The 24887-nt window shown below is 58.6% G+C and carries 26 protein-coding genes and 1 pseudogene; 11 read left to right on the forward strand and 16 right to left on the reverse strand.

Going from position 1 to position 24887, the window contains the following annotated elements:
* Positions 1–5: 5 nt before the first annotated feature.
* The 6 genes from IEX57_RS08075 to IEX57_RS08100 form a co-directional block, all read right to left on the reverse strand.
* Positions 6–848 carry an AraC family transcriptional regulator gene (locus IEX57_RS08075; protein ID WP_188703768.1) on the reverse strand — a complete coding sequence of 281 codons (843 nt, stop codon included), beginning with the start codon at positions 846–848 and terminating at the stop codon, positions 6–8.
* Between the two features lie 126 nt (positions 849–974).
* Entirely contained in the window at positions 975–1133 is a 159-nt protein-coding gene (cydX, locus tag IEX57_RS21410; RefSeq protein WP_188703769.1) for a cytochrome bd-I oxidase subunit CydX, read from the reverse strand.
* Positions 1134–1158: 25 nt separating this feature from the next.
* A complete protein-coding gene (cydB, locus tag IEX57_RS08085) occupies positions 1159–2295 on the reverse strand; it encodes a cytochrome d ubiquinol oxidase subunit II (protein ID WP_188703770.1) in 1137 nt (378 codons plus the stop codon).
* On the reverse strand, positions 2288–3865 hold the full coding sequence (locus IEX57_RS08090) for a cytochrome ubiquinol oxidase subunit I (RefSeq protein ID WP_188703771.1): 1578 nt from the start codon (positions 3863–3865) through the stop codon (positions 2288–2290). The genes cydB and IEX57_RS08090 overlap by 8 nt, the downstream gene beginning before the upstream one ends.
* Positions 3862–4074 carry a cytochrome oxidase putative small subunit CydP gene (cydP, locus tag IEX57_RS08095; protein WP_188703772.1) on the reverse strand — a complete coding sequence of 71 codons (213 nt, stop codon included), beginning with the start codon at positions 4072–4074 and terminating at the stop codon, positions 3862–3864. Before cydP ends, IEX57_RS08090 begins: the two co-directional genes overlap by 4 nt.
* Positions 4075–4180: 106 nt before the next feature.
* Positions 4181–4735, reverse strand: coding sequence for a GbsR/MarR family transcriptional regulator (locus tag IEX57_RS08100; RefSeq protein ID WP_188703773.1), 555 nt, complete (start codon positions 4733–4735; stop codon positions 4181–4183).
* Positions 4736–4962: 227 nt separating this feature from the next.
* Between IEX57_RS08100 and IEX57_RS08105 the strand changes: the two genes are divergently transcribed.
* From IEX57_RS08105 to IEX57_RS08115, 3 genes are all read left to right on the forward strand, one after another.
* Positions 4963–5232: a metal-sensing transcriptional repressor gene (locus IEX57_RS08105; RefSeq protein ID WP_188703774.1), complete on the forward strand. Its 270-nt coding sequence runs from the start codon at positions 4963–4965 to the stop codon at positions 5230–5232.
* A gap of 9 nt (positions 5233–5241) precedes the next feature.
* Positions 5242–6303 carry a cation diffusion facilitator family transporter gene (locus IEX57_RS08110; RefSeq protein ID WP_188703775.1) on the forward strand — a complete coding sequence of 354 codons (1062 nt, stop codon included), beginning with the start codon at positions 5242–5244 and terminating at the stop codon, positions 6301–6303.
* A gap of 115 nt (positions 6304–6418) precedes the next feature.
* Positions 6419–7171 (forward strand): SDR family oxidoreductase, encoded by a 753-nt coding sequence (locus tag IEX57_RS08115; RefSeq protein ID WP_188703776.1) that lies wholly within the window; start codon positions 6419–6421, stop codon positions 7169–7171.
* Positions 7172–7238: 67 nt separating this feature from the next.
* On the opposite strand, the gene IEX57_RS08120 is transcribed toward IEX57_RS08115, so the two are convergent.
* Together IEX57_RS08120 and IEX57_RS08125 are read right to left on the reverse strand one after the other, a co-directional pair.
* Positions 7239–8111 carry a hypothetical protein gene (locus IEX57_RS08120; RefSeq protein WP_188703777.1) on the reverse strand — a complete coding sequence of 291 codons (873 nt, stop codon included), beginning with the start codon at positions 8109–8111 and terminating at the stop codon, positions 7239–7241.
* Positions 8112–8374: 263 nt separating this feature from the next.
* The gene (locus tag IEX57_RS08125; protein WP_188703778.1) at positions 8375–9826 is read right to left on the reverse strand and encodes a cell envelope integrity TolA family protein; all 1452 of its coding nucleotides are present in this window, start codon (positions 9824–9826) and stop codon (positions 8375–8377) included.
* A gap of 168 nt (positions 9827–9994) precedes the next feature.
* Here IEX57_RS08125 and IEX57_RS08130 point away from each other — a divergent pair, with 168 nt between their 5' ends.
* Positions 9995–10411, forward strand: coding sequence for a YybH family protein (locus IEX57_RS08130; protein WP_188703779.1), 417 nt, complete (start codon positions 9995–9997; stop codon positions 10409–10411).
* Positions 10412–10501: 90 nt separating this feature from the next.
* Here IEX57_RS08130 and IEX57_RS08135 read toward each other — a convergent pair whose 3' ends face one another.
* The 3 genes from IEX57_RS08135 to IEX57_RS08145 form a co-directional block, all read right to left on the reverse strand.
* Positions 10502–11203, reverse strand: a complete 702-nt coding sequence (locus tag IEX57_RS08135; protein ID WP_188703780.1) for a dienelactone hydrolase family protein — start codon at positions 11201–11203, stop codon at positions 10502–10504.
* Positions 11204–11272: 69 nt separating this feature from the next.
* Positions 11273–11770, reverse strand: coding sequence for a YaiI/YqxD family protein (locus IEX57_RS08140; protein ID WP_188703781.1), 498 nt, complete (start codon positions 11768–11770; stop codon positions 11273–11275).
* Between the two features lie 121 nt (positions 11771–11891).
* A complete protein-coding gene (locus IEX57_RS08145; RefSeq protein WP_188703782.1) occupies positions 11892–12137 on the reverse strand; it encodes a hypothetical protein in 246 nt (81 codons plus the stop codon).
* A gap of 492 nt (positions 12138–12629) precedes the next feature.
* On the opposite strand from IEX57_RS08145, the gene IEX57_RS08150 reads away from it, so the two are divergent.
* From IEX57_RS08150 to IEX57_RS08165, 4 genes are all read left to right on the forward strand, one after another.
* Entirely contained in the window at positions 12630–13100 is a 471-nt protein-coding gene (locus tag IEX57_RS08150; protein WP_188703783.1) for a DUF2844 domain-containing protein, read from the forward strand.
* A 55-nt stretch (positions 13101–13155) separates the two neighbouring features.
* Positions 13156–14409: a DUF3443 family protein gene (locus IEX57_RS08155; protein ID WP_188703784.1), complete on the forward strand. Its 1254-nt coding sequence runs from the start codon at positions 13156–13158 to the stop codon at positions 14407–14409.
* 300 nt (positions 14410–14709) lie between these two features.
* A complete protein-coding gene (locus IEX57_RS08160) occupies positions 14710–15837 on the forward strand; it encodes an ABC transporter substrate-binding protein (RefSeq protein WP_188703785.1) in 1128 nt (375 codons plus the stop codon).
* 249 nt (positions 15838–16086) lie between these two features.
* The gene (locus IEX57_RS08165) at positions 16087–16638 is read left to right on the forward strand and encodes a hemerythrin domain-containing protein (RefSeq protein WP_188703786.1); all 552 of its coding nucleotides are present in this window, start codon (positions 16087–16089) and stop codon (positions 16636–16638) included.
* On the opposite strand, the gene IEX57_RS08170 is transcribed toward IEX57_RS08165, so the two are convergent.
* From IEX57_RS08170 to IEX57_RS08185, 4 genes are read right to left on the reverse strand one after another with little or no spacing between them, the layout of a single operon-like run.
* A complete protein-coding gene (locus IEX57_RS08170; protein WP_188703787.1) occupies positions 16635–17030 on the reverse strand; it encodes a DUF488 domain-containing protein in 396 nt (131 codons plus the stop codon). The two genes, IEX57_RS08165 and IEX57_RS08170, sit on opposite strands and share 4 nt — an antisense overlap.
* An 18-nt stretch (positions 17031–17048) precedes the next feature.
* On the reverse strand, positions 17049–17867 hold the full coding sequence (gene fdhD, locus IEX57_RS08175; RefSeq protein WP_188703788.1) for a formate dehydrogenase accessory sulfurtransferase FdhD: 819 nt from the start codon (positions 17865–17867) through the stop codon (positions 17049–17051).
* The gene (locus IEX57_RS08180; RefSeq protein ID WP_188703789.1) at positions 17864–18091 is read right to left on the reverse strand and encodes a hypothetical protein; all 228 of its coding nucleotides are present in this window, start codon (positions 18089–18091) and stop codon (positions 17864–17866) included. The genes fdhD and IEX57_RS08180 overlap by 4 nt, the downstream gene beginning before the upstream one ends.
* A 19-nt stretch (positions 18092–18110) precedes the next feature.
* Positions 18111–20390 (reverse strand): FdhF/YdeP family oxidoreductase, encoded by a 2280-nt coding sequence (locus IEX57_RS08185; protein WP_188703790.1) that lies wholly within the window; start codon positions 20388–20390, stop codon positions 18111–18113.
* 314 nt (positions 20391–20704) lie between these two features.
* Between IEX57_RS08185 and IEX57_RS08190 the strand changes: the two genes are divergently transcribed.
* The 3 genes from IEX57_RS08190 (at position 20705) to IEX57_RS08200 (ending at position 23046) form a co-directional block, all read left to right on the forward strand.
* Complete coding sequence (locus IEX57_RS08190) at positions 20705–21058, forward strand: hypothetical protein (protein WP_188703791.1); 354 nt, start codon at positions 20705–20707, stop codon at positions 21056–21058.
* A gap of 275 nt (positions 21059–21333) precedes the next feature.
* On the forward strand, positions 21334–21918 hold the full coding sequence (locus IEX57_RS08195; protein ID WP_188703792.1) for a M12 family metallopeptidase: 585 nt from the start codon (positions 21334–21336) through the stop codon (positions 21916–21918).
* 147 nt (positions 21919–22065) lie between these two features.
* On the forward strand, positions 22066–23046 hold the full coding sequence (locus IEX57_RS08200) for a glycosyltransferase (RefSeq protein ID WP_188703793.1): 981 nt from the start codon (positions 22066–22068) through the stop codon (positions 23044–23046).
* Positions 23047–23186: 140 nt separating this feature from the next.
* Here IEX57_RS08200 and IEX57_RS08205 read toward each other — a convergent pair.
* A pseudogene (locus IEX57_RS08205) lies at positions 23187–24620 on the reverse strand (L-lactate MFS transporter).
* Between the last annotated feature and the right edge of the window lie 267 nt (positions 24621–24887).

Below are 24887 nucleotides of genomic sequence, written 5' to 3' on the forward strand. Positions count from 1 at the left end.
GCTGGTTATTCCACGGGTATCCAGATTTCAAAACCCCCGTTGCCGGTCACGGGATCAAACGATTTGCCGTACTTTTCAAAGTCCGGCGCTCTGGCATGGCGCTCGCCCGATTCAGGCAGCCATTTGTTCCAGATGGTGTTGCACATGGCGTGAATGGCAGAGATATGCCCATGCCAGGTAAACACCGCGTAGCGCCGCGCCGGGATCTCGACCTGGACGAACTCTTTGGGAAAAGCGGCTTTGCCGGTCACTTCAACGCCGGCAATGTAATCAAATTGCTCGCCCTCCGCCCCGATACAGACCCCATAGGCTGCACCCATGACTTCATTGGGCAAAGTGCCGATGAATGCGCCGAAACGGCGCCAGAGTTCCGGGATATTGCCCACCGTCTCATAGCTGAAACGCCCGCCCAGCCCGGTAATCAACATCGGCTTGCTGGTCTCGAAACGAGGCGGCTCCAGTTCCAGATACTGTTGTTGCTGGTCCATACGCAAAGGCTCCATCAGGTTAAGCCCGTCCAGGCTTGAGCGCGCGCGCAACGCTTCGGGCGTCAGGCCGAATACATCGTGAAACGCGCGGGTAAATGCCTCGTGAGAGTTATAACCGGCATCCAGGGCGACATCCAGAATGCTGCTGGCACCGGCCACCAGTTGCCGCGCGGCCTCAGACAAGCGCCGCTCCCGCACATAACGCATGACCGTGTGACCCGTCACCACGCCAAACACCCGGATCAGGCTGAAGCGCGACATGCCGCAGGCCTGGGCCAGGTAATCCAGGGTCAGTTGCGACCCCAGGGCAGATTCGACCAGCCACAAGGTTTTATCGACGGGGTTACTGGTTTCTCTCATGTGCATGGGCCCAATCTAAAGGGTTTAAACAGGGGCTGTTTGATCGAAATTGCGGCAGGCTCTTTTTCTGGCCGCACCAGTAAAAAACCGGTGGCCCGTTGTTCAACGGCACCACCGGTTTTCCGGTCAGGCCTTGCGGCGCTTTTTGCGGTAATGCTCAAACCGCTCCTGGGTTTTTTCGTCCTTGTGATGGCCGAAAGCGTGATGGCTTTCCAGCCACATGACATTGATGATGCCGGCAGCCAGCGCAAAGCCCAGGCCCAGAATCCAGGTGAAGTACCACATCTTGCTTGCTCCTTTACGCGGTGTCTCAGTAGCTATGGGTTTCTGTCTTGATGCGCTCTACCGTCACCGGGCCGCGCAAGACGCGGTAGACCCAGGTGGTGTAGATCCCGATCAGGGGCACAAACACGATCACCACGCCCAGCATGATCCCCAGGGTTTTATGGCTGGATACCGCATCCCACAGCGTCAGACTGGAACGCGCATCCAGCGAGGACGGCAGCACAAACGGAAACAGCGACCAGCCGGCGGTGAGGATAATGCCGATCAGGCTGAGCGAGCTGCCCAGCAAGGTCAGCCAGGCGCGGTTGGCGCTGACGGCCAGCAGCGCCAGCAGCGCGCCGCCCGTCCCCAGGGCCGGCAGAATCCAGGTTTGCGGGTACTTGCCGTAATTGGCCAGCCAGCCCCCGGCGACCCATTCCACGGTTTTATCCAGCGGACGCAGGATGTCGTTGGGCGAACCCATCTGGGTAAGGTGCAACCCGTTGCGCTGCGCCACCCAGAACCCGCCCAGGGTGAACAGCACGGCGGTCACCAGACCGGCCAGTTGCACGGCCCGCCGTGCCCGGGCGCGGACGATGCCTTCGGTTTTCAGGAAAACCCAGCCGCCACCATGCATGATCAGCATGGCGACAGACACCAGGCCGCAGAACAGCGCAAACGGGTTCAACAGGCTGAAAAAGCTGGCATTGCCATAGGTCACGCGCAGGGTTTCATCAAAACGGTAATCCACGCCGACAAAGAAGTTGCCAAAGGCCACACCAAAAATCAGCGACGGCACCAGACCGCCAATGAACAAACCCCAGTCCCAGCTGTTACGCCATTTCGGGTTGGGCAGCTTGCTGCGGTAATCAAACCCCACCGGCCGCAAAAACAGGGCAAACAGCGTGAGGATCAGCGCGACATACAGTACGGAGAACGCCGCGGCGTACACCAGCGGCCAGGCCGCAAACAAGGCGCCGCCGGCAGTGATCAGCCAGGTCTGGTTGCCTTCCCAGGTGGCGCCCACGGTGTTGATCACCACGCGACGCTCGTCGTCAGTCTTGCCAATGAACGGCAACAAGATGGCCGCGCCCAGATCCCAGCCACCGGTCAGGGCAAAGCCGATGATCAGTACGCCGACCAGCCCCCACCAGATCAGTTTGAGTGTTTCGTAATCAAGCATGCTGCTCCCCTTGCTTCAGCGTTTTTTCATGGTGGTACTGGCCGGTATGCAGCGACGACGGGCCCAGCTTGATGTACTTGAGCATGAGATACATCTCGATCACGAAGAGCGAACTGTAGATACCCAGCAGCCCCAGCAGACTGAAGTGCAACTGGCCCGGTTCAAGGGCAGAGGCAGACAGCATGGTGGGCAGCACGCCGGAAATCGTCCACGGCTGGCGGCCGTATTCCGCAACAAACCAGCCCAGTTCAATCGCCACCCAGGGCAGCGGAATGGAAAACACGATCAGCTTGAGCAGCCAGCGCTGGGGCGCCAGATTGCGTCTGGCCAGGAAATAGAACGATGCCGCAAAGATAAACAGGAACAGAAAGCCCAGCCCCACCATGATGCGGAACGAGAAGAACAGCGGCAGCACTTGCGGAATGGTGTCGTTGGCCGCCAGCTTGATCTGCTCTGGCGTGGCATCCGTCACCTTGTCGGTGTACTTCTTCAGCAACAGGCCAAATCCGAGGTCGTGCTTGTGCGCTTCAAACTGCTGTTTAACGGGGTCGCTCTTGTCGCCCGCCAGCAGTTTTTGCAAGGCGTCGTACGCCACCATGCCACTGCGGATACGGCCTTCGTACTCGACCTTCAGATCCTTGATGCCGGTGACTTGTTTATCGACCGAACGGGTGGCAATCAAACCCAGCACATAGGGAATGCGGACGGCGTAATCGGTGCGTTCTTCTTTCTGGTTGGGAATCCCGATGGCGGTAAACGTGGCCGGCGCGGGCATGGTTTCCCATTCAGCCTCAATGGCCGCCAGCTTCACCTTCTGCACTTCACCAGAGGTATAGCCGGACTCATCGCCCAGAATGATGACCGACAGCACCGAAGCCAGACCAAAACCGGCAGCAACGGCAAAGGAGCGGATGGCAAAGCCGGTATCGCGCGCTTTCAACAGATACCAGGACGACACGCCTAGCACAAACATGGACGCCGCCACATAACCGGCCGCCACCGTGTGCACGAACTTGACCTGCGCCACCGGGTTGAAGAACACGTCGGCAATGCTGGTCAGCTCCATGCGCATGGTTTCATAGTTGAACTCTGCGCCAACCGGGTTCTGCATCCAGCCGTTGGCAATAAGAATCCACAAGGCCGAGAGGTTGGAGCCCAGCGCCACCAGGAAAGTCACCCCCAGATGCTGCACGCGGGAAAGGCGATCCCAGCCAAAGAAGAACAAGCCGACAAAGGTGGATTCCAGGAAGAACGCCATCAGCCCTTCAATGGCCAGCGGCACACCGAAGATATCGCCCACGTAGTGCGAGTAATACGCCCAGTTGGTGCCAAACTGGAACTCCATGGTGATCCCGGTGGTCACGCCCATGGCAAAGTTGATGCCAAAGAGCTTGCCCCAGAAACGGGTCATGTCTTTGTAGACCTCTTGTCCGGTCATCACATACATGGACTCGCAAATCACCAGAATCCAGCTCAGACCCAGGGTGAGCGGCACAAACAAAAAGTGGAACAAGGCGGTTGCGCCAAACTGCAGCCGCGATAGTGCCACGACATCTTCGGCAAATATCATCTGGAAGTTTCTCCGGGGGTACGCAAAGCGGGGCCGGACGCAGGAGCGCCCAGGATTTGTTGCCGCACCAGTTGCGGGGGCATATTCATGTCTTTGGCGGCGGGGTGCGAGAACCACGCAAACCAGGCCAGCCAAAGCAGCGTGCACTTGACGATCAGTACACTGGTGATTTCCAGCGCCAGGCGCCGGTCAAACGATGGCAACTGCATACTGCCGCTCCAAAGCGGGTAGCGTTGAGGGCTACCGCGGTACTTGTCAGTCTAGTCAGGCAATCGGGGATTTGTGGCACCAACGGCCACTTTGCGTACGTACCGGTCAGCTCTCTGTGCGATCACCGCGCAGGCGGTCGGCCAGACCCAGCACCTTTTGCACTTTGGAGCCCAGCCGCATCAGGTTTTCCAGCGTTTGCGGGGACAACCGGTGGATCTCGTCAAACCAGCCTGTGGCCAGATCAATCAGCTCATGCATTTCCTGCATGCGCTGCTGGGCGTAGCGCTCGTCTTCGCTGGTCGGCGTGGCCAGCATGGCGTCGCGCAGCATGGATAGCGTGGGGTCGATTTCGCGTTTCTTTTTTTCTTCGGCCAGCGTGCGAAAGATCTCCCACACGTCTTTGGGCGCCTCAAAGTATTCGCGCCGATCGCCTGGCAGATGGCTCATGCGGCACAGTCGCCAGGACTGCAACTCCTTGAGGCCCATGCTGACATTGGAACGGGAAAAACCCAGGGTTTCGCCGATCTCGTCGGCATTAAGCGGGCGCTCTGAAATAAACAGCACGGCGTAGATCTGGCCGACGGTGCGGTTCACGCCCCAGCGGCTACCCATCTCGCCGAAATGCAGGACAAAGCGTTCGGTCAATTCTGTGAGTTGCATTTTTTTTGGTCTACCAGTGGATTCGGGGCCGGATGATAGCGACATGGCTCACCCGATCAATGTCTGTTTTGCTGAAATTATCTGATCTTCAGCAATTTTGTTCTTTTCTGAATTTTCATGAATTACTGAAAATTGTAAAACCTGACCCTCATCAATGCAATATCCATTTGGTATTTTTTGGGGAACTTGTGGTTGTCACATCCCCCCAGGGGGGATACCATGCGTACATGGAACACACAGAACACCCGGAAATCATCAACCGCTTGCGCCGCGCCGAAGGCCACCTGAAAACCATCATGCGCATGCTGGAAGAAGGCCGCACCTGCCTTGATATCGCCCAGCAACTGCAGGCGGTCGAAAAGGCCATTGCCAGCGCCAAGCGACAACTGGTGCAAGACCATATCGACCACTGTCTTGAGCACGCGGTAGATGCCGCCGGCGAAGCGGGCCAGCGTGAGGCGCTGGACGAGTTCAAGCAGATCGTCCGCTATCTTTGAGACTGACTGATGACATCACCCTACCGCCCGGCCAACACCCCTGCCCCGCACCAGCACGACGCTGCCTGCGGACATGACCACGGCCACGCTCACGCCAGCCATGAGGCTGCGCACGATCACGCGCATGATCACGGCCACGGCCACCATCATGATCACGACCATACTTTTGGCCACGCGCATGGCGTGACTGACCAGCGCCGCATTGCCGCGGCCTTCGTCATCATCTTTGCCTTCATGCTGGTAGAAGTGGCCGGCGGGATCTGGTCGGGCTCGCTGGCCCTGCTGGCCGACGCCGGGCACATGGTGTCCGATGCCGCTGCGCTGGGTTTTTCCTGGCTGGCCTTGTATTACGGCAAGCGCCCGGCCAATGCCCGGCTGACTTTTGGCTATAAACGGCTGGAAATCCTGGCGGCCTTTGTCAACGGCTGCGCGTTGTTTCTGGTGGCCGCCTGGATCTTGTTTGAAGCGATCGTGCGCTTTGCCAAACCGGTGCCGATCCTCTCTGGCGCCATGCTGTGGGTGGCGGTGATCGGGCTGGCGGCCAATATTGCGGCGTTCTACGTGCTCAATGGCGGCAACCAGGAAAACCTGAACATGCGCAGTGCCTGGCTGCATGTGCTGGGCGATATCCTGGGGTCGGTGGCGGCGATTGTTGCGGCGCTGGTGATTCGCTTTACCGGCTGGACGCCGATCGACCCGCTGCTGTCGGTGCTGGTCGCCTTCCTGATCCTGAAAAGCGCCTGGCAGATTGTCAAAGCCACCACGCATATCTTGCTGGAAGGCACGCCGCCCAACCTGAAACTGGACGATATCAAGTCCGACCTGGAACAGCACATTACCGGCGTGACCGATATCCACCATATCCACGCCTGGGCCATGACGGCCGAGCAACTGATGGTGACCTTGCACGCGGTGGCCGAGCCTGGCGCCGATCAGGCGCTGATTGTCGCCAGCATCCAGCAACGGCTGGCCAGCGAATTCAACGTGGGCCACGTGACGGTTCAGATCGAACCCGCAGACTGCGTCGCGCAATTTCATCAGTTTGAATCAGACAAGGCGCAGTGCCACTGAACGCCGTGGGGCGACTGTTCCGCCCAATCCGCCATGACACTGCGCTAGCCATGGCTGCTGCGCTGCGGCAAGATCACGGCATGAGTCTGAATCTGTTCAATGCAGGAGAAAAACAATGATCGTACTGGTGACCGGCGCCAGCATCGGGATTGGTGAGGCCACGGCCCGCCGCTTTCTGGATGAAGGCCACAAAGTGATTGCTGCCGCCCGCAGCACTGACGCGCTTGCTGCCCTGGCCAGCGCCTATCCGGGCAAGGTTCACCCGCTCACCCTGGACGTGACCGATAACGAGGGCGTGATTGCCGCGCTCTCGCGCCTGCCGCAAGACTTTGCCGAGATCGACGTGCTGGTGAACAACGCCGGTCTGGCACTGGGGCTGGAGCCAGCCCAGCGCGCCGAACTGGACGACTGGGAACGCATGGTCGACACCAATATCAAGGGTCTGCTGTATGTCACGCGTGCCGTGCTGCCCGGCATGGTGGCACGCAACCGCGGCGCGATTCTCAACCTGGGTTCGGTTGCCGGCCGCTGGCCGTATCCGGGCGGCAATGTCTACGGCGCGACCAAGGCGTTTGTGCGCCAGTTCTCGCTGAACCTGCGCGCCGACCTGCTGGGCACGCGCGTGCGGGTGACGGATGTTGAACCGGGCATGGTCGGTGGCACCACGTTCTCCAACGTGCGTTTCCATGGCGATGACGAGCGCGCCGCCACCGTCTACAACGGCACCGAGCCGCTGACCCCGCAAGACATTGCCGATGCCATTTACTGGATTGCTTCGCGTCCGGATCGCGTCAATATCAACACGATTGAAATCATGCCGGTACGCCAGTCGTTTGGCGGTCTGGCCATTGATCGCGACCGCCGCTAGGCCCGCATCAGCACCAATAAAAAACCCGGCCAAAGCCGGGTTTTTTATTGGCTGGATCAAACCCCGCTTACCAGTTGTAGCGGGTCATCTCCGAGCTGTTCACAAAGTAGTAATCGCCCACGAACACGTACTGCTGGTTCTTGTCGAGCAAATCTTTGGGCGGCGCCGGCAGTGGCACAGAGCGCTCCAGGATCAGCTTGCACTTGGGCCCAAGCGCGGCCGGGCCATCGACATCCAGCACCTTGATATCAAAGGTCTTGCCGTCCGCACTCAGGGTGCCACGGAAATGCACGCGGCCAAACATCGGGTTGTCGTGTTCGTCGTGCGGGAAATTCATCTGCCCCACCCGCTCAACCTTGCGCTTGATCGCATCAAACCACCAGCCGTACTGGAAGCGTTTGACCGGATCTGTCGTCGCGGCGATCTGGGAATCAGGCTCTGGCGCGGCATCGTCACGGTTCTGCGATTGCGGCGGCAAGTCAGACAGGTGATGCAACAACTGCCCGGGTCTGGACTGAGGCTGCGGCGCGCGCCGGTTCAAGGCGTCATCCAGCCCGCCCATGGCAATTTCACGCGGCGGGGTCTGGTCTGGCGCGGGCTTGGGCGCTGGCGCAGAGGCTACTTTGGGCGCCTCTTTATGGCGTGGCTTGGGCGGCGGCGCGGCGTAATCCGGCTTTTCCTGGGCCGGTACGGTCCGGGTCATGACAGGTGGTTGCTTCGGCGCCAGTTCTGCCTGCTGTGCCGGCCGGGATTTGGGCAACAGCTGCATCTGGAATGGCGCTTCTTGCCTGGCGGGGGCGCCATTATCCTTTTTGGGTGGCGTTTGCGGGATGAACAACACCGCCACGTGCAGCAAGATGGCCAGCAGGAAGGCCAACGCCAGCACATCGAGGTTGATGGTCAGAATGCCGTCTTTATATGAGAGGTACTTGACTGACAAGAATCTTCAACTTGAACAAAAAGTTAATCCCCGCCCAATCACGGGGAACCGGCACTGGCCCGCGTTGCACATCCGGTGTGCCAACTGGCGGGCCGCACAGTTTTACCCTGAGGCGCGACGACAATCAAACAGTTTATGTATCGTGCATGTAGCCGGTGCCCGCAACAGCGGGCACCCGACCATGACCTGTAACGCAACAGCCCGCCGGCACGCCGACAGACCAGGGGTTTTCTTTTAGCCTGTGTCCGGCCTGGCACCGCGTATCAACGGCTCCAGACGGTCTGGTCTTTCTGGAAGCTGGCCCACATCAGCAACAGGATCTGGCCGTTTTCATCCCAGATATCCTTGCTGGCCGGCCCAAACGGTGCCGCGCGGCGCACCAGCAACAACACCGCGTCGTCAAACTCCGGGTTACCCGACGGACTGATGACCTCGCTCTCTGCCAGTGAGCCATCCCGGCCATTGATCAGCAGCCGCAAGCGTACGCGCCCGTACATGGGGTCGCCGTGGCTGTTGGTCGGGAAGCTCATCTTGCCGTAGCGCTCGATCTTCTGTTTAACCTGCGAGGCCTCCCAGAAGTTGTAGATCGCCCGGGTTACCGGATCACGCTGAGCGCGGATATACCCTTCTTCCGGCGCATTCTTGCCCCCGTTGTTCTGCGGCCGGATCAACGGCATGTTGATCGACGGCCCGTTCAGATTCAGGTTCAGATTCAGCGGCTTGACCGGCTGCGTGCCGCTGCCGTTGCCAGTACCGGTGCTGCTCTTGCTGCCCGTGCCGGTCGCGCTCTTGCCGCCGCCATTGCCCGGCCCCGGGTTCTGTGCCGGCAGTGCACTCTTGCCACTTTGCGGCCCTGGCAAACCTGCCGCAGGGACCGGCGTGACCGGCATGTTCAGCACCGGCACACTGGACGGCACTGGCGTGATCGTCGGGACCACCACTGGCGCCCGCGTCGGCGCGGCCGTCGGCACCACCGTGGGCAGCGGCGTCGGTACTGGCGTGGCAACCGGTGTCGGGCGTGCAGTCGGAACCGCAGTGGGTACCGGTGTTGCAACGGGCGTCGGCACGGCGGTGGGCACCGGGGTGGCGGTCACCACGGGCGTGGGCACCGGCGTCGCGCTGGGGGTCGGCGTCGGTGTGGCGGTCGGCGCGGGCGTCGGGTGCGGCGTCGGTGTAGCCGTCGGCACCGGGGTTGGCGTCGGGGTCGCAACCGGCGTAGGCGTTGGCGTGGCCACAGGCGTCGGTACCGGCGTTGGCGTCGGCGTGGGTGTGGCCACTGGTGTCGGGGTTGGCGTCGCTACGGGCTCGGGGGTCGGCGTCAGCGCAGGCTGCGGGGTCGGCGTGATATCGGCAGCCGGGGCAGAGGCCGGGGTCACGGCCGATGCTTTGGCGTGCCGCGCCCGATGCCGCCCGCTATGGGCAGCAGAGGGCGCCACCGTGGCCGGCTGTTCTTCCGGCACCGGCACGGCAATCACCGCTTGCATATCCGAGTTTTCCGGGGTGATCTCACCCTGCGCGGTAACGGGAACGTCCTGCGGTGGTGGCGTGACTTCAACCGGCGGCAGCGGCGGTTGCAGCTCGACCCGCAGCGGCATGACGCTGGCAAGGAAAGTGGCGCCGCCGCCCGAAAAATTGAACGGGATCAACAGCGTTGCCAGATGCAACAGGACAGACAGTATCAGTGCAAGCCAGATCAGCCGCCGCTGTGATCTCAATTGGTCCTCGCTGTGTCAGGGCGCGGTGCCGGTGCTCTTGATGCGGGCCGGCTCCCGTTGTGGGTCAGGGTGTCGATTGCGGATGTAGAAAGGTACACTACTCTGGCACTTTGCGCGCGCCTGACGCACGTGCCGGCCCGCCCGCAATCTGTAAATCGGAGCTTTCTCATGACGCAGTCTGACGAGTCCGCAATCCGCGCCCTGTGTTCACACTGGCAACAAGCCACCGCCGCGGGCGACTATGACGCTGTGCTGGCCCTGATGACCGACGACGCCGTTTTCATCACGCCCGGCCAGCCCCCGATCATGGGCAAGGCGGCTTTTGCCGCGCTGTTGCCGCCCAGATCAGCTGGCGTTCGCATTGAAAGCGTGCAGCAAATTGCCGAAGTGGTGATCCTGGCTGATCTGGCCTGGGCCCGCAGCCACTTGCAAGTCACCGTACACAGCGCGCACATGGCCCGGCCTGTCACCCGGCAGGGCGACACACTGACCCTGTACCAGCGCCAGCCCGATGGCCGCTGGCTGTTGTTGCGCGACGCCAACACGCTGTTGCTTGATGCCGCCAGCGGCCAGCCGCTGGCTTGATCAGATTGATCCGCGCATAAAAAAACGCCACCGGCCTTGGGCGGGTGGCGTTTTTGCATCTGCACCAACGGCAGCATGCCGGCAGCGGGATCAGGCCAGATGTTCGGCCAGGAATTCCAGCACGCGGCCGTGGGCCAGCATGGCGGCATTCTGGTGGTACATCGGGCGGCCCCAGCAATTGAAGCCGTGGTCCGCGTTGTCGTAGATATAGATCTCGGTATCTTCGCGATCGCCCAGGGTGTCGATCACCGACTGGCGCACATCCTTGCCGATATGGGTATCCAGACCACCAAAGTGGAACTGCACCGGGGCTTTCAGTTGTGCGGCATCGCCCATGACGGTGTTGATGGCACCCGGGTAGTAGCACACGCCAGCGGCGACATCGGCGCTGTGGGCTGCAGTCAGGAACGACAGGCGACCGCCCATGCAATAACCCACGGTAGCGATCTTGCCGGTGACTTCCGGCTGGGCCTTGAGTGTGCTGACCGCGCCGACCAGGTCTTTCACCGCGGCCGGTTGATCCAGCCCTTGCATCAGCGCGTACGCCTGCTTGGTGCCGGCTTCGTCATAGTTCAGATCAACGCGCGGGGTCTGACGCCAGAAAACGTCCGGTGCCAGCACCACAAAACCGTCGGCAGCGTACTGGTCTGCCACTTTGCGGATATGGTCGTTTACACCCCAGATTTCCTGGATCAGCACCAGCCCCGGGCCTTTGCCGGTTGGCGGCAGCGAGAGATAGCCGCCGTATGTTTCACCTGTCGAGCTTTTGATATCGATCCAGCGAGAGGTCATCTTGTACTCCATTACCTGATGATGAGGGGTTGAAACAATCTGGCGCACACATTGGGCCGACCGGTCGGTTTACAAGCCCGTGGTGCGGCGTTTTTTTGCCAGCCAGGTATCCAGCGCCCGGCCGAAGGCCTTTTTGTCGGCATCAGACAAACCGGCCGGGCCGCCTGTCTGCACGCCGGCATCGCGCAGGCCCTGCATGAAATCGCGCATGGATAACCGCTCTGCAATATTGGCCCCGGTCAGGTTCTCGCCGCGCGGGTCGATCACATCGGCACCTTTGGCGATCACGGCCGAGGCCAGCGGGATATCCGCCGTAATGATGAGGTCGCCCTGTTGCGCGCGTGCTGCGATTTCGTTATCGGCAACATCAAAGCCCGCCGCCACCTGCAAGGCGCTGATCCAGGGCGAAGGCGGCACGTGCAACAGCTGGTTGGCGACAAGGGTCACCTGAATGCGCGCGCGGTCCGCCGCGCGAAACAGCATTTCCTTGACCGGCCGGGGACATGCGTCGGCATCCACCCAGATGCGCGGGCCGACAGGAGGAGTGAGAGGGGATTCAGTCGTCATCGACCGAGGATATAAAATAAAACGGCGGCCATCCAGCAGGTATTTACCTGCTGCAGGCCGCCGGGTCTTCCCCCGAAAACAAGACAACGAGAAAAGCGCGAATCAGACTGTGGCAGATGGCTTATGCCGACCCCATGTGCGTGAGGTGAATGGCATCAAGCAGTTTGTGCCGCGCGGCTTCGATCTGGTCGTCATCGCCAGAATCGCACGCCTGGGCTAACGCGTTATACGTATCTGCCCAGACTTCGCGTATTTGCGCGTGGTGTGTTTCAAACTGCTCATAGACAAAATCAAGTGCCGCCTCCACGGTGTCCAGCGGTTGCCCGCCGGCATCTGACGTGTTCACTGGTTGCTGCAATCTGGTCATTTGAAATACCCCCCAGGCATTTGCCATCATTGCTGACCGGCCTATGCAAACGCCCCTGCGTTGTAAGCTCTGACACGGCTGACCGGTGAGCCCTTTTTGTGGTACCGCGCTACACAAACTAATCAGGACATTTGCATGAATCAAGTACGGACAAGCGCCAGACGGTGCGCCGCCCGGCTTGCAATCGATACCATTCAGGCCGCAGCCACTCCCCGCGCGGTCAACGCAGGCGTCAGGATGGCGTTTTGCCTGTATTGCCGCCGTTTTTTTGCGTTCGTCGCCTGACAACGACGGCAACGGCCCAAGCCGATCAACGGTGCCAGGCTATGTTGCGTTACAACGACGAGACTGGCGGGATACAAATCTGCCAACTGACTTGTTATTTAAGCTGGCATAGTCGGCAAAGCGGCTGATAATTGAAAGAGATGGCTCTGCCGCCTCACGATCACGTTAAAAACCCCTGACCGTTTAGCGATTTGCATCGAGGATTTCATGATCACCAGAACCGGTTTCATCAAGCGCGCAGGCGTTTTGTTAATGGCCGTCCCCTGCTTTGCCCATGCCGTGCTCGGCGGCGCACCGGCCACCACCACCGCAGCGCAAACGGCGCTCAAGGCGTCGGCCAAAGCGGCCGGCGCAAGCCAGAGCAGCAACGCCGCCTTTACCGTGAACACATTGCAGACCAGCCTTGGCACCACCATCACCGAATACGTGGGCACCGATGGCAAAGTCTTTGCAGTGAGCTGGACCGGCCCGCAAATGCCTGACCTGCGCACGCTGCTGGGCACGTATTTCACGCAAGTCTCAGAGAACGCCACCGTGCGCCACGCCGGCCATAGTGCCAACCTCGTCAATACGAGTGATCTTGTGGTGCAGTCTGGCGGCAAACCGCTGGCATATCACGGCCGCGCCTGGGTGCCGGCCATGCTGCCCGCAGGCGTCAGCACCGACGATATCCAGTAACCCGGCCTGACACCGGCACACATTCTGACGATTCTGACGAATTCAGGAGCACACAATGCGGTACTTCTTGCTGGCTTGTCTGGGCAGCCTTTACTTGCTGTTGATTGGCTGTAACGGCGCGGCGGATGGCTCTTCGCTGATCAACCCCACAGCAACCCCGACCCCTACGTCGACACCGATCACCGGCAATAACGTGGCCAGTATCACGGTCGACAGCGGCCCGAGCGGCGTCACGGGCGCGCTCAATATTCCCTACGTGTCTGTCACCGTGTGCGTGCCTGGCACTAGCAGTTGCACCACCGTGGACCACGTCCTGGTCGATACCGGTTCGACCGGTTTGCGCATCATGGCCAGCGCACTGAATGGTCTGGCGCTGCCCACACAGAACACGCCTTCTACCGTCTCGGTGCCTAATGTGCCGATGGCAGAGTGCTACAAGTTTGCGGATGGCTTTATCTGGGGTTCGGTTGCCAAGGCCGACATCACCGTCGGCAGCGAAACCGCCAGCGCGGTGTCGTTGCAGGTCATTGGTGACAGCAACTTCAGCACCGTGCCCACCGGTTGCAGCAATGGCGGCTCCAACGAAAGCACGGTGGCGAACTTTGGCGCCAACGGGGTGATCGGGTTGTCGAACATTGTGCATGACTGCGACACCCTTGGCGCATGCGACACCACCGCCAATGCGGCCTTCTATTACGGCTGCTCGACGGCGTCGAACTGCCTGGCCACGACCATGCCGCTGGCCAGCCAGGTCATGAATCCAGCCACGCTGTTTGCCACTGACAACAACGGCGTGATGATTGTGATGCCCGCCATCGGCAGCAGTGGCGCCGCCTCGGCCACCGGGTCGCTGGTGTTCGGCATTGGCACGCAAAGCAACAATGCCTTGAGCGGGGTCACGCAGTACACCACCAACTACGCAGGCGTGCTGTATATGGGCCTGGGCAGCAGCGCCAGCAGTGCCACCAGCGGGGGTTTCTTTGATACCGGGTCGAACATTTACTTCCTGCCCTCATCCGTGGCGTCCGCTTGCTCATCCAGCCCCGGCCAGGACTTCTTCTGCCCAAGCACCACATTGAGCACAACGGTGGCGATCGCGGCTTATACCTCGGGCAAGTCCCCTTCGACCACGGTGACGCTGAGCATTGCCAACGCAACCAGCCTGTTCAACAACGGCAATGTGGCCTACAACAACGTCGGCGGTCCCAACTCGTTCTCGACGATTGATCTGGGCTTCCCGTTCAACTATGGCCGCAGCGTGTACGTCGGCTTTAACAGCGGTAGTACGCCAGGCTACGTTGCTTTCTGATCTGTCATTGCAAACACAATCAGATACAGCGCTGTGAACCGATGCCGCCTCCACTGTGAGGCGGCATTTTCTTGTGTGCTGGCCAGACCGTGGCGTGAACCCCACAGGTGTAAGCTGACGACCGTCGCGACTTTCCCGCCGTCCGGGTTGCGGCGCCACGCCTGACCGCTTATGCCGATATAATAGTTTGCCCGGTAACGTTGCCGACCGAGGGGCGTCGGTTCGACACGGGTGTAAGCCGCACAACGGTCTGCTGTCCATCGCGGGCCGTCGAATCAAAGCATCCAAGGATAAATAAATATGAAGGCGCTGTGGTTGGGTCTGCTGGCCCTGATTTCCCTGTCGGCGTTTGCCGCCGAACCAGGTGTAACCGATAACGAAATTCTGCTGGGCCAGTCTGCTGCCCTCTCCGGCCCTGCTGCCGAACTGGGCAAGGGCGTGAACCGTGGCGCCAAGGCGTATTTTGACTACGTGAACGCGCACGGCGGCGTGAACGGCCGCAAGATCAAACTGGTGGCGCTTGATGACGGCTATGAGCCGGATCGCGCCGCTGCCAACACGCAAAAGCTCATCAAGGAACAGCAAGTGTTTGCGCTGTTCGGCTATGTGGGCACCCCGACCTCCAACGCCTCGCTGCCGCTGATCAACCAGAACAGCGTGCCGTTCATTGCGCCGTTTACCGGTGCTGACAGCCTGCGCAACCCGCTGAACAAGAACATCTTCAACGTGCGCGCCGGTTATCGCGATGAAGCGGCGGAAATTGCCGAAGCCATGAAGAAGATGGGCATGTCGACCATCAACATCTTCTACCAGAACGATGCCTACGGTCAGGCCGGCCTGAAGGCCATGCAGGAAGCCTCGCTCAAATACGGTATCAAGATCCAGGCCACCGCCACCGTGCAGCGTAACAGCGTGGAAGTCGCCAAGGCCGTGGACGAACTGGTGGTGAAGAGCCCGGCCAACGCCGTGTTCATGGTTACCGCGTATAAATCCAGCGCGGCTTTCATCACCGCCGCCCGCGCCCGCAACTATATTGGCCCGTTCTACAACGTGTCTTTTGTGGGTACCGAAGCGCTGGTGCATGAACTGAAGAACGACGGCTCTGGCGTGATCGTTTCTCAAGTGATGCCCACCCCGTACAACCCCACCCGCCCGGTGACCATCGAGTACGTCAAGGCCCTGTCTGCCGCCGGCGTGACCGATGTGGACTACCCGAGCCTGGAAGGCTACATCGGCGCCCGCGTGCTGGTGGAAGGCCTCAAGCGCGCCGGCAAGAACCTGACCCGTGAAAAACTGGTCAGCGCGCTGGAAAGCCTGGGCGACTACGACATGGGCGGCTATCGCGTGAAGTTCTCCCCGACCAACCACAATGGTTCGACCTATGTTGACCTCACGGTGGTGGATCACGACGGGCGCATTCACAGCTAAGCTGCCGGGTTTGCCAATAAAAAACCGCCGCTTCAGGCGGTTTTTTATTGGCCGGCGCCAAGCCATCAGACCAGGGCGACATTACGGCCAGGATGAATCAGCCGCCATCTTCCAGTCCTGCGCGATCCGCCCCGCTGTAGGACTGCGGTCGCAATCACTTGCACCCGAATGCGCCAGCCACCGACACACCCCGCCGCAGCGCCCGACTAGTATCGATCTGGACATCCGCCATCGCGTCGGGAGCTTGCCATGTCTGTTTCTTCCATCACGCCGAACCACCGGGCCAGAATGCCCGTGGTTTCTGCGTTTACCAGCGGTGCCGCGCTGACCCACGACCGCGCCACGTTTTTGTTGCGGGCGGAACACGCCACGATCCTGCAATTGTTTGCCGAATACGAGCGGCGCAAATATACGCTGTCGGCCAGGCAGAAGGCGCATCTGGTGCGCCAGACCTGCCGCTTGCTGGCCTGGCATTCACATGTCGAGGAACAATTGTTCTATCCCGCGGCGCGGACAGCGTTGCACCGGCAAGGGCATCTGATTGATGAAGCTGCAGTGGAACACGCCACCTGCAATACGCTGATGGCGCAGCTGGAAGTCACGCCGACGGATCACCCGTTGTACGAGGCGCGCTTCAAGGTGCTGTCGGAATATGTGGCCATGCACTTTGCCGAAGAAGAAGAGCGCCTGTTCCCGCTGATCCGGGCACTGGGCACGCTTGATCTGAACACCCTGGGCGATCAGATGCTGAGCTTGCAACATGCCCTGCGTGATGAGGCGCTGGCCGGCAGCGCGCATTAGCGCACGTCGGCACCGCGTTCAGTCAGCAAGGCGCGCAATACGCTGCGGTGGCAGTGTGCTTCGTCTTCGCAATAGCAGCCGATGGAAAAATTGCTTTGATGCGAGAGCGCGGCCAGCAGATCAAGCGTGCGGCTGGCATCAGGCTCTGCCATTTGTTTGCGGAACTGTTTGACGAAGGTATCCCAGGCCCGCTGATCGTGCGCGGCCTGGGCGGTTTGCGCCGCCTGGACCAGCTCGGGCACGGGCGACAGTTGCGGATACCAGACGTCGTAGAAGTCGCGGCTGGCGAACTCGGTTTTGGGTACGCCGCGCGGTGGCCGCCGCACCGTGCCAATGCGCAGGCCTTCGTCTTGCTGCCTTGCAGAACCCAGCCGGACAATGCGGACGGTCATCAGCGCTCCTGTTGATCGCTAACGCAGGATACGGTCGGCGTGGCTGTATACCGTCAGGCGCTCGCCCCGCACAAAACCAGCCAGCGTCACCCCGGTTTCTTCAGCCAGCCGCACCGCCAGTGCGGTCGGCGCAGAAATGGCCGCCAGCACCGCAAAGCCGGCGGCAGCCGCCTTGTGCACCATCTCGTACGAAGCCCGGGAACTGATCACCAGCACGCCATCACGCACTGGTTGCCGTGCAATGGCGCCAATCAGTTTGTCCAGGGCGTTATGGCGGCCGATATCTTCACGCACGGTTATGCGGCCGTCGTGCCACCAGCCGGCGGCATGGGCAGCGCCGGTGGCCAGGTTAAGCGGTTGCAAGGCGCCCAGTTGATCCATGGCGCTGAGGATGTCGGCCACAGCCACGCTGGTGCCGGTGTGTACGGCGGCCAGCGGCCGGATGACGTGCTGCAGCGAATCCTGTCCGCACAAGCCGCAGCCGGTGCGGCCAGTCAGATTACGGCGCTGTTCCTTGAGCGCAGCAAAACGCTGCTCCGGAATACGCATTTCGACCTGCACACCCGTGGGCAGCGGCACGACTTCCAGATCCAGCAATTCGCCTGGTCTGGCGATAATGCCCTCCGTCAGCGCAAAGCCCAGCGCGAAGTCTTCCAGATCCAGCGGGCTGGCCATCATCACGGCGTGAGATATCCCGTTGAACACCAGCGCCACCGGCGTTTCTTCGGCCAGCGTTTCCGGGCGCGATTCGCTCTGGCCGCGATCAATACGCAGCGCCTGAACCCGCGCCGACACCGCCGGCAGGGGCAAATCTACCAGGCCAGTGACCTCGTTCACGGACACAGCGCCCTCCCCGCCTCGGTCAGCCACAGCGTGCGGCGTTTGCCGTCTTGCTGCGTACGCACCAGCGCCTGGCCGTTCGCCAGCGCGGGCGCGGTCAGTACGGTCAGCGCGCGGTTCAGTTGACTCATGCCCAGCCCCAGCTTTTTGCCGACTTGGTGATCAGACAGTCCATCCTGCCCGGCCAGCAAGGCCATGATGGCAATCAGCGTTTCTTCCATGATGGATGAATCCGGCCGCTCAGGCCGCCGCTTGCTGGTCGCTGGAAAGACTCAGCACCACCGGCACCGACTTGGACGCCGGTGTGCGGGCACGGTCGGCCATGCTGTCCAGCGGCACCAGGTTATTGGTTTCCGGGTAATAGCTGGCAAGGCAACCGGGCGGGATATCGTATTCGACCAGCTTGAAGCGCAGCGCAACGCGCTCGCCATCGTGCCAGACCGACGTCATGTCTACCCACTGGCCTGCGGTGAAGCCCAGTTTTTCCAGATCGTGCTTGTTGATGAAACACACGCGCCGCTGCCCGAACACCCCGCGATAACGGTCATCCAGGCCGTAGATGGTGGTGTTGTACTGGTCGTGGCTGCGCACGGTCATCAGATTGAAAATCTGTTTTTCCGTGTGCTTGCGGCGCAGTTCGGTGATCGGCATATCGCCCGGCACCGGGTTGGGCACAAACAGCGCCTTACCGGTGGCGGTCACCCATTTGCGGTCCCGCGCGGAGTTACCCAGATAAAAACCGCCCGGCACGTGCACGCGGTGATTGAAGTCGGCAAAGCCATCAATCACCTCACCGATCTTGTCGCGGATGCGGTCGTAATCTTCAATCAGCCACAGCCATGGCGTCTTGCTGTTTTTCAGCGTGGCCGCGGCCATGCGCGCCACAATTGCTGGCTCTGATAACAGGTGTTCCGAGGCCGGTGCGTTCATGCCGGCCGAGATATGCACCATGCTCATGGAGTCTTCCACCGTCACGCCTTGCGCGCCGGCCGCCTGCAGGTCAACCTCGGTACGGCCGAGACACGGCATGATCAGCGCGTCTTTGCCATGTTCCAGGTGCGAGCGGTTGAGCTTGGTGGTGACATGCACGGTGAGGTCACACTGGCGCAGGCCCGCGCGGGTGCGATCAGAATCCGGCGTGGCCGAGGCAAAATTGCCGCCCATGCCGATAAACACTTTGGCCTCGCCCTTGAGCATGGCCTCAATGCCGCCGACCACATCGTGGCCGTGTTCGCGCGGCGGTTCAAAATCAAATGCCTTGCCCAGTTTGTTCAGGAACTCGACCGAGGGCTTTTCATAAATGCCCATGGTGCGGTCGCCCTGCACATTGGAGTGCCCGCGCACCGGACACGCGCCCGCGCCCGGCTTGCCGATATTGCCCTTGAGCAGCAACAGATTGATGATGGCCTGGATGGTCGCCACCGAATGCTTGTGCTGGGTGATGCCCATGCCCCACGTGCAAATGGTGGCATTGCTGGCCATGTACATATCCGCAATGTCGCGCATCTGCGCTTCAGACAGGCCGGACTGTTCTTCAATGTGTTCCCACATCTGTGCGTCCAGCATGGCCAGGAAATCTTCAAAGCCGCTGGTGTGCTCGTGGATGAAATCGGCATCGATCACGCCGGCTTCCACCACGGCCTTGGCAATGCCGATGGCGACGGCCATATCGCCGCCAATGCGCACCTGGTAATAGCTCGACGCAATTTTGGTGCCGTCACCCGAGAGCATGTCCAGCGGGCTTTGCGGATCGGCAAAGCGCTCCAGACCCCGCTCACGCAGCGGGTTGAACACCACAATGCGGCAACCGCGTTTGGCCGCTTCACGCAGCGTTCCCAGCATGCGCGGGTGGTTGGTGCCGGGGTTCTGGCCAAAGATGAAGATGGCTTCAGCGTGGTCGAAGTCTTCCAGCGTGACGGTGCCCTTGCCAATGCCCACCTGCTCTTTCATGGCGGTGCCAGAGGGCTCGTGGCACATGTTGGAGCAATCGGGCAGGTTGTTGGTACCGAACTCACGGATAAACAACTGATACAGGAAAGCGGCTTCGTTAGAGGTGCGGCCAGATGTATAGAACAAAGCCTCATGCGGGCTGGTCAGCTCATTCAGGTGCTTTGCGGTCAATGCAAACGCGTCATCCCAAGACACCGGCACGTAGCGATCCCGCGTGGCGTCATAACGCATGGGCTCAGTCAGACGGCCCTGCGCTTCCAGCCAGTAGTCGTCCTGCGCATTCAGTTCGCGCACCGTATGCTGTTCAAAAAAGGCGCGGTCAATACGGCGCTCAGTGGCTTCTGCAGCCACCGCCTTGGCGCCGTTCTCGCAAAATTCGAAGGTGGAATGATGGTTCTTGTCTGGCCAGGCGCAACCCGGGCAATCAAAGCCATCGGGCTGGTTGGATTTGAGCAGCGTGCTGATCCCGCGCACCACAACGCCTTGTTCATGAATGGCGTGCAACACGCTCTTGAGTGCGCCCCAGCCCCCGGCCGGACGGTTATAGAACTTGATCGCCTGCTTGCTCATGCTCAGTACACCTCGGATAAACCACTTGTCACAACATACCGTTCTCGTCATTTATTTTCAATAGACGTTTGTCGTAGATCAACGAATCAAAGCATTCAAAAATCTGTATATCCATCGGAAATCCAGACCAATACGAGGAAAAAACCTCACCAAACAAAGAAGCAAAAACACTATTCATTTTTAAAAACCAAACTTGATTACATTTAAGCAAACATTTTTGCAAGAAATATTTAAGGAAATTCTTATACAAAAATAATTAATTCACGCATATAAAATAAATTGAAATTCAACAACAAAGGCCGAAGGAACAAATCATGAAAATCAAAATCATTACCTCCGTATTTGCAAGCATCCTGGTTACGTCCTTATCCGGAAACGCAATTGCGGGGTCAGCAAGGGGACAACTGGAGTCCGTCAAAGTCAGTGCCGCTGGAAATGGACTTGTTTGGTTTTCTCTTTATCCAAATGAAACCGTATACAGCAGACCAGATTGCGCAAAAGAAAAGCGAACCTACGCAATACCAGATGAAAACTCCACAATAGGAAAGCAACAAATTGCACTCTTGGTGGCAGCAAAAGATTCCGGTCGCACTGTCGCAATTCTGGGGTATGACTATTGCAAAAAACGCAGTCACAGCGAAGATGTTGAACAAATCATCATGGAATAAGGAATTATTCAAATGAAAAAAATGGTAGGCACCATCGTGCTTTATTTCCATTCTTTTTATTCATTACCCTTATTCTAAGCGGCTGCGGTGGGGACGATAGTGAGGAAAACAAATCGACCTCTCCCACCGCCCCACATTCTCAAACGGGGAGCGATGACACAAACAATTCTGATGACGCAGGATCGAAGAATAGCGCGGCGAGTCGTACCCCACTCCAGGGTTTTGTGAAAACAGCAGCCATATGGCCAAACAAGGAAATATCGGTCTGTTGGGACATGACCGCAGATGCATTTAGCAAAATGGCAGGAAATCGTGCCATAGCACAAAAGGCGGTTAAAGACACCTGGGAAACAGCTTCATTAGTCCGATTCACAGGCTGGGGTCAATGTAATGCGAACTCAGGATCCGCAGCACAACTGGTCCGTGTCGCAGTTGAAGATGTCATAGCAAACGCGACCAAAACAAGAGTAACACTGAATTTTACTTTCAATAACTTCCAGGCCAGTCGGTGTAAAGGAAATCAACAACAACTGGAGAAATGTATTTTTACAGAGACCGTACATGAGTTTGGCCATGTTCTTGGGTTTTCCCATGAGCAGAATCGGCCAGACACAAACGAAATATATTGTAGCGCGGAGAAAGATGACTTCGGTGGCGACACAATCGTTGGTGCTTGGGATATCGATTCGGTCATGAACTACTGTTCACGCAGTCAGGGAGCGTGGATGAATGACGGGATTTTAAGCAAAACAGATATTCAAATGGTTCAAAAATACTACGGCACTCCTAATCCCATGCCGGACATGCCAAGTTCATCCGCGGGATCATTTCTCGCCCCTATATTGCTAATTATGGAGTAAATATCATAAAACCAAATTCATTGCATGACATTTAATTTTTCCTCTTCAGGAAAAGTTCATATAAAAAGCAATGGGCCCAGGATAGTTTGGGCCCATTGCGAGGAGTGCAACGGTGAATACTAAGATCGTCAGACAATGGTGCCCTTTATGCATGCACTAAGCCAAGAGAAACAATCCTTGGTAGTCATCCCTGACCGAGCAAGAAACGCATGGGGAGGAACGGAACTTTTATACAACGAACTTTTCCATCGAATGCCATTGGAACTACTGCAAAAATTTCAGATCATTCCCTCTCGCCCACCCGACAACCCACCCAAAGACAAGATTTGTATTTATTGGGCTCATGACTTACCCACCGATACAGCAACGGACCCGCTTAAAAATGGGGGGTGGAAAAAATATAAAAAACTGGTCTTTGTTAGCCATCATCAAATGCACGGTTTTCAGAAGAAATTCGGGATCCCTCATAGCCGATGCATGGTCTTGCTCAACGCGATTATTCCCATTGACCGACATGAGAAGCCCAAAGGAGGTCTTCGTCTAGCGTATTGGTCTACACCACATCGTGGACTAAAAATTCTCATTCCAGTGTTTAAACGACTAGCAGAGCAATTCTCTACGATAGAACTCGATGTTTTCTCCAGTTTCCATATTTACGGTACTCCGGAGCGGGACAAGGAATTTGAAGATCTCTTCAATGCCGCGAAGGAACATCCCCGCATCCATCTTCACGGCTCGGTGGAAAATGAGGTATTGCGAAAAAAACTGAAGGAATGCCACATTCTTGCCTATCCATCAATTTGGGAAGAAACATCGTGCCTTGTATTGATGGAGGCAATGAGCGCAGGGATGGCTTGCGTGCATCCGAATTTGGGGGCGCTGTATGAAACAGCGGCAAACTGGACCAACATGTATCAATATCACCAGGACCATGATATTCACGCCGAAATTTTCTACCACGCTCTCAGCATGACTATATTGTCATGGCATACGCCCGCAACCCAGCAGCGGCTGGCTCTTCAGAAAGATTATGCGGATATGTTTTACAGTTGGGATCGGCGGGAAACCCAATGGCGGGCACTGCTAGAGGCTAGCAAAGACTCCCTTCATAACCAAGGCTCCCAATAAGATTAAATGAAATAGAGTGATATCTTGTTGCATGAACTACATCGCTTGGACCGAAAAGCTATTTCGGACAAACGAAAAAGCGCCCCATTGCAATAACACTGCTGGGGCGCTTTTATGCAAAAGAAACCGTGGGTATTCTCTTAACTGAACAGGGCAGCCGTCTTCTTCACGGTCTGGATAACACCCCAGGCCAGCGGAATCAGCACATAAGCCCACAGCACCATGCCTTTGATTTTGGTCATGTCTTAGTCCTCACGCGAAATGAATTTTTCGTCCACGTTCTTGATGAGCGCGTTGCAGACGAAACCGATCACCAGCAAACCAGCCAGCATGTACATGGTGGTGTTGTAGGCTTGTGCAGCCGGTACACCCAGATCCTTGATCTGATGGTCACGCATGTAGTTCACGATCACTGGGCCGAGCACGCCGGCGGCGGACCATGCGGTCAGCAAACGGCCATGGATGGCGCCCACGTAACGTGTGCCGAACTTGTCAGACAGATAAGCCGGGATGGTGGCAAAGCCGCCGCCGTACATCGACAGAATCACGGCATACAGGGCTACGAACAGCACGACGCTGCTGGCGCCCACAGTCGGGACCAGTGCGTACAGCACAGCGCCCAGCAACAGGAACACCAGGTAGGTGGTCTTGCGGCCGATGGCGTCAGACACGCTGGACCAGAAGAAGCGGCCGCCCATGTTGAAAATGGACAACAAACCCACAAAGCCCGCTGCCGCAGCCGCGCTGACCGAACCCTTGAATACTTCCTGGATCATCAGCGAAGCCTGGCCCAGCACACCGATACCGGCCGTCACGTTCAGGCACAGCACGGCCCACATCAGCCAGAATTGCGGGGTTTTCAGGGCAGTGTCGGCATCCACATACACGTGGCTGGCCAGCTTTTTCGGGTCTTGTTTTTCAACAAAACCTTCCGGCTTCCAGTCCGGTGCCGGCAGACGCACGGTGAACGCGCCGATCAGCATCGACAGCGTGTAGATCAAACCCATCACGACGAAGGTTTCGGCAATGCCAGGGGTCGTTGCGGTCTTGAACTTGTCCATCAGGTTCACGGCCAGCGGTGCACCGATCATGGCGCCGCCACCAAAACCCATAATGGCCAGACCCGTTGCCATGCCGCGACGATCCGGGAACCACTTGATCAGCGTGGAAACCGGGGAAACATAACCCAGGCCCAGACCGATACCACCGATCACGCCGTAGCCCAGATACAGCATCCACAACTGCTGCAGATAGATGCCCAAAGCCGACACCAGGAAGCCGCCACCAAAGCACAGCGCCGAGGCAAACATGGTGGCACGCGGGCCAACACGCTCAAGCCACTTGCCGCCAAATGCGGCAGACAGACCCAGAAAGACGATAGCCAGAGAGAAAATCCAGCCCAGCGAAGGAATGCTCCAGCCGTAAGCCTTGCTCAACGGTGCATTGAACACCGAAAAGGCATACGCCTGACCGATCGACAAGTGAACTGCCAGTGCGGCCGGCGGAATCAACCAACGGTTGAATTCCGGCTTGGCGATACTGAGGCTCTTGTCCAGTGTTGCGGCAAAACCCATCTATTTCCCCTTTTTATTCAAAACCTTTACGTAAAGGAAGCATGCAAAACCGTGCGTTGACGACTGCGATATCTGCCTGTGCCGGCCGGCAAAACTGCGCACTACCACAAAGCCGGATCAGACATGATGCGCCATATCATAGCGCTCTTATATTCAAAATGGGTTATATGTACGCCCGTTCCGTTAGTCGGATACAAACGGCCGCTTTGCTGCGGGAGAAGTCTTACAAAAACGCGGGCGACAACAGGCAAAAACAAGCCGCATTCA

The sequence above is a fragment of the Silvimonas iriomotensis genome, from assembly GCF_014645535.1.
GTDB classification, from domain to species: Bacteria; Pseudomonadota; Gammaproteobacteria; order Burkholderiales; family Chitinibacteraceae; genus Silvimonas; species Silvimonas iriomotensis.

What these genes read in the sequence shown, in the direction of transcription:
- IEX57_RS08075 (WP_188703768.1), bottom strand. Translation starts at nt 848, where the DNA reads ATGAGAGAAACCAGTAACCCCGTCGATAAAACCTTGTGGCTGGTCGAA.
- cydX (WP_188703769.1), bottom strand. Translation starts at nt 1,133, where the DNA reads ATGTGGTACTTCACCTGGATTCTGGGCCTGGGCTTTGCGCTGGCTGCC.
- cydB (WP_188703770.1), bottom strand. Translation starts at nt 2,295, where the DNA reads ATGCTTGATTACGAAACACTCAAACTGATCTGGTGGGGGCTGGTCGGC.
- IEX57_RS08090 (WP_188703771.1), bottom strand. Translation starts at nt 3,865, where the DNA reads ATGATATTTGCCGAAGATGTCGTGGCACTATCGCGGCTGCAGTTTGGC.
- cydP (WP_188703772.1), bottom strand. Translation starts at nt 4,074, where the DNA reads ATGCAGTTGCCATCGTTTGACCGGCGCCTGGCGCTGGAAATCACCAGT.
- IEX57_RS08100 (WP_188703773.1), bottom strand. Translation starts at nt 4,735, where the DNA reads ATGCAACTCACAGAATTGACCGAACGCTTTGTCCTGCATTTCGGCGAG.
- IEX57_RS08105 (WP_188703774.1), top strand. Translation starts at nt 4,963, where the DNA reads ATGGAACACACAGAACACCCGGAAATCATCAACCGCTTGCGCCGCGCC.
- IEX57_RS08110 (WP_188703775.1), top strand. Translation starts at nt 5,242, where the DNA reads ATGACATCACCCTACCGCCCGGCCAACACCCCTGCCCCGCACCAGCAC.
- IEX57_RS08115 (WP_188703776.1), top strand. Translation starts at nt 6,419, where the DNA reads ATGATCGTACTGGTGACCGGCGCCAGCATCGGGATTGGTGAGGCCACG.
- IEX57_RS08130 (WP_188703779.1), top strand. Translation starts at nt 9,995, where the DNA reads ATGACGCAGTCTGACGAGTCCGCAATCCGCGCCCTGTGTTCACACTGG.
- IEX57_RS08135 (WP_188703780.1), bottom strand. Translation starts at nt 11,203, where the DNA reads ATGACCTCTCGCTGGATCGATATCAAAAGCTCGACAGGTGAAACATAC.
- IEX57_RS08140 (WP_188703781.1), bottom strand. Translation starts at nt 11,770, where the DNA reads ATGACGACTGAATCCCCTCTCACTCCTCCTGTCGGCCCGCGCATCTGG.
- IEX57_RS08145 (WP_188703782.1), bottom strand. Translation starts at nt 12,137, where the DNA reads ATGACCAGATTGCAGCAACCAGTGAACACGTCAGATGCCGGCGGGCAA.
- IEX57_RS08150 (WP_188703783.1), top strand. Translation starts at nt 12,630, where the DNA reads ATGATCACCAGAACCGGTTTCATCAAGCGCGCAGGCGTTTTGTTAATG.
- IEX57_RS08155 (WP_188703784.1), top strand. Translation starts at nt 13,156, where the DNA reads ATGCGGTACTTCTTGCTGGCTTGTCTGGGCAGCCTTTACTTGCTGTTG.
- IEX57_RS08160 (WP_188703785.1), top strand. Translation starts at nt 14,710, where the DNA reads ATGAAGGCGCTGTGGTTGGGTCTGCTGGCCCTGATTTCCCTGTCGGCG.
- IEX57_RS08165 (WP_188703786.1), top strand. Translation starts at nt 16,087, where the DNA reads ATGTCTGTTTCTTCCATCACGCCGAACCACCGGGCCAGAATGCCCGTG.
- IEX57_RS08170 (WP_188703787.1), bottom strand. Translation starts at nt 17,030, where the DNA reads ATGACCGTCCGCATTGTCCGGCTGGGTTCTGCAAGGCAGCAAGACGAA.
- IEX57_RS08180 (WP_188703789.1), bottom strand. Translation starts at nt 18,091, where the DNA reads ATGGAAGAAACGCTGATTGCCATCATGGCCTTGCTGGCCGGGCAGGAT.
- IEX57_RS08185 (WP_188703790.1), bottom strand. Translation starts at nt 20,390, where the DNA reads ATGAGCAAGCAGGCGATCAAGTTCTATAACCGTCCGGCCGGGGGCTGG.
- IEX57_RS08190 (WP_188703791.1), top strand. Translation starts at nt 20,705, where the DNA reads ATGAAAATCAAAATCATTACCTCCGTATTTGCAAGCATCCTGGTTACG.
- IEX57_RS08195 (WP_188703792.1), top strand. Translation starts at nt 21,334, where the DNA reads ATGACCGCAGATGCATTTAGCAAAATGGCAGGAAATCGTGCCATAGCA.
- IEX57_RS08200 (WP_188703793.1), top strand. Translation starts at nt 22,066, where the DNA reads ATGCATGCACTAAGCCAAGAGAAACAATCCTTGGTAGTCATCCCTGAC.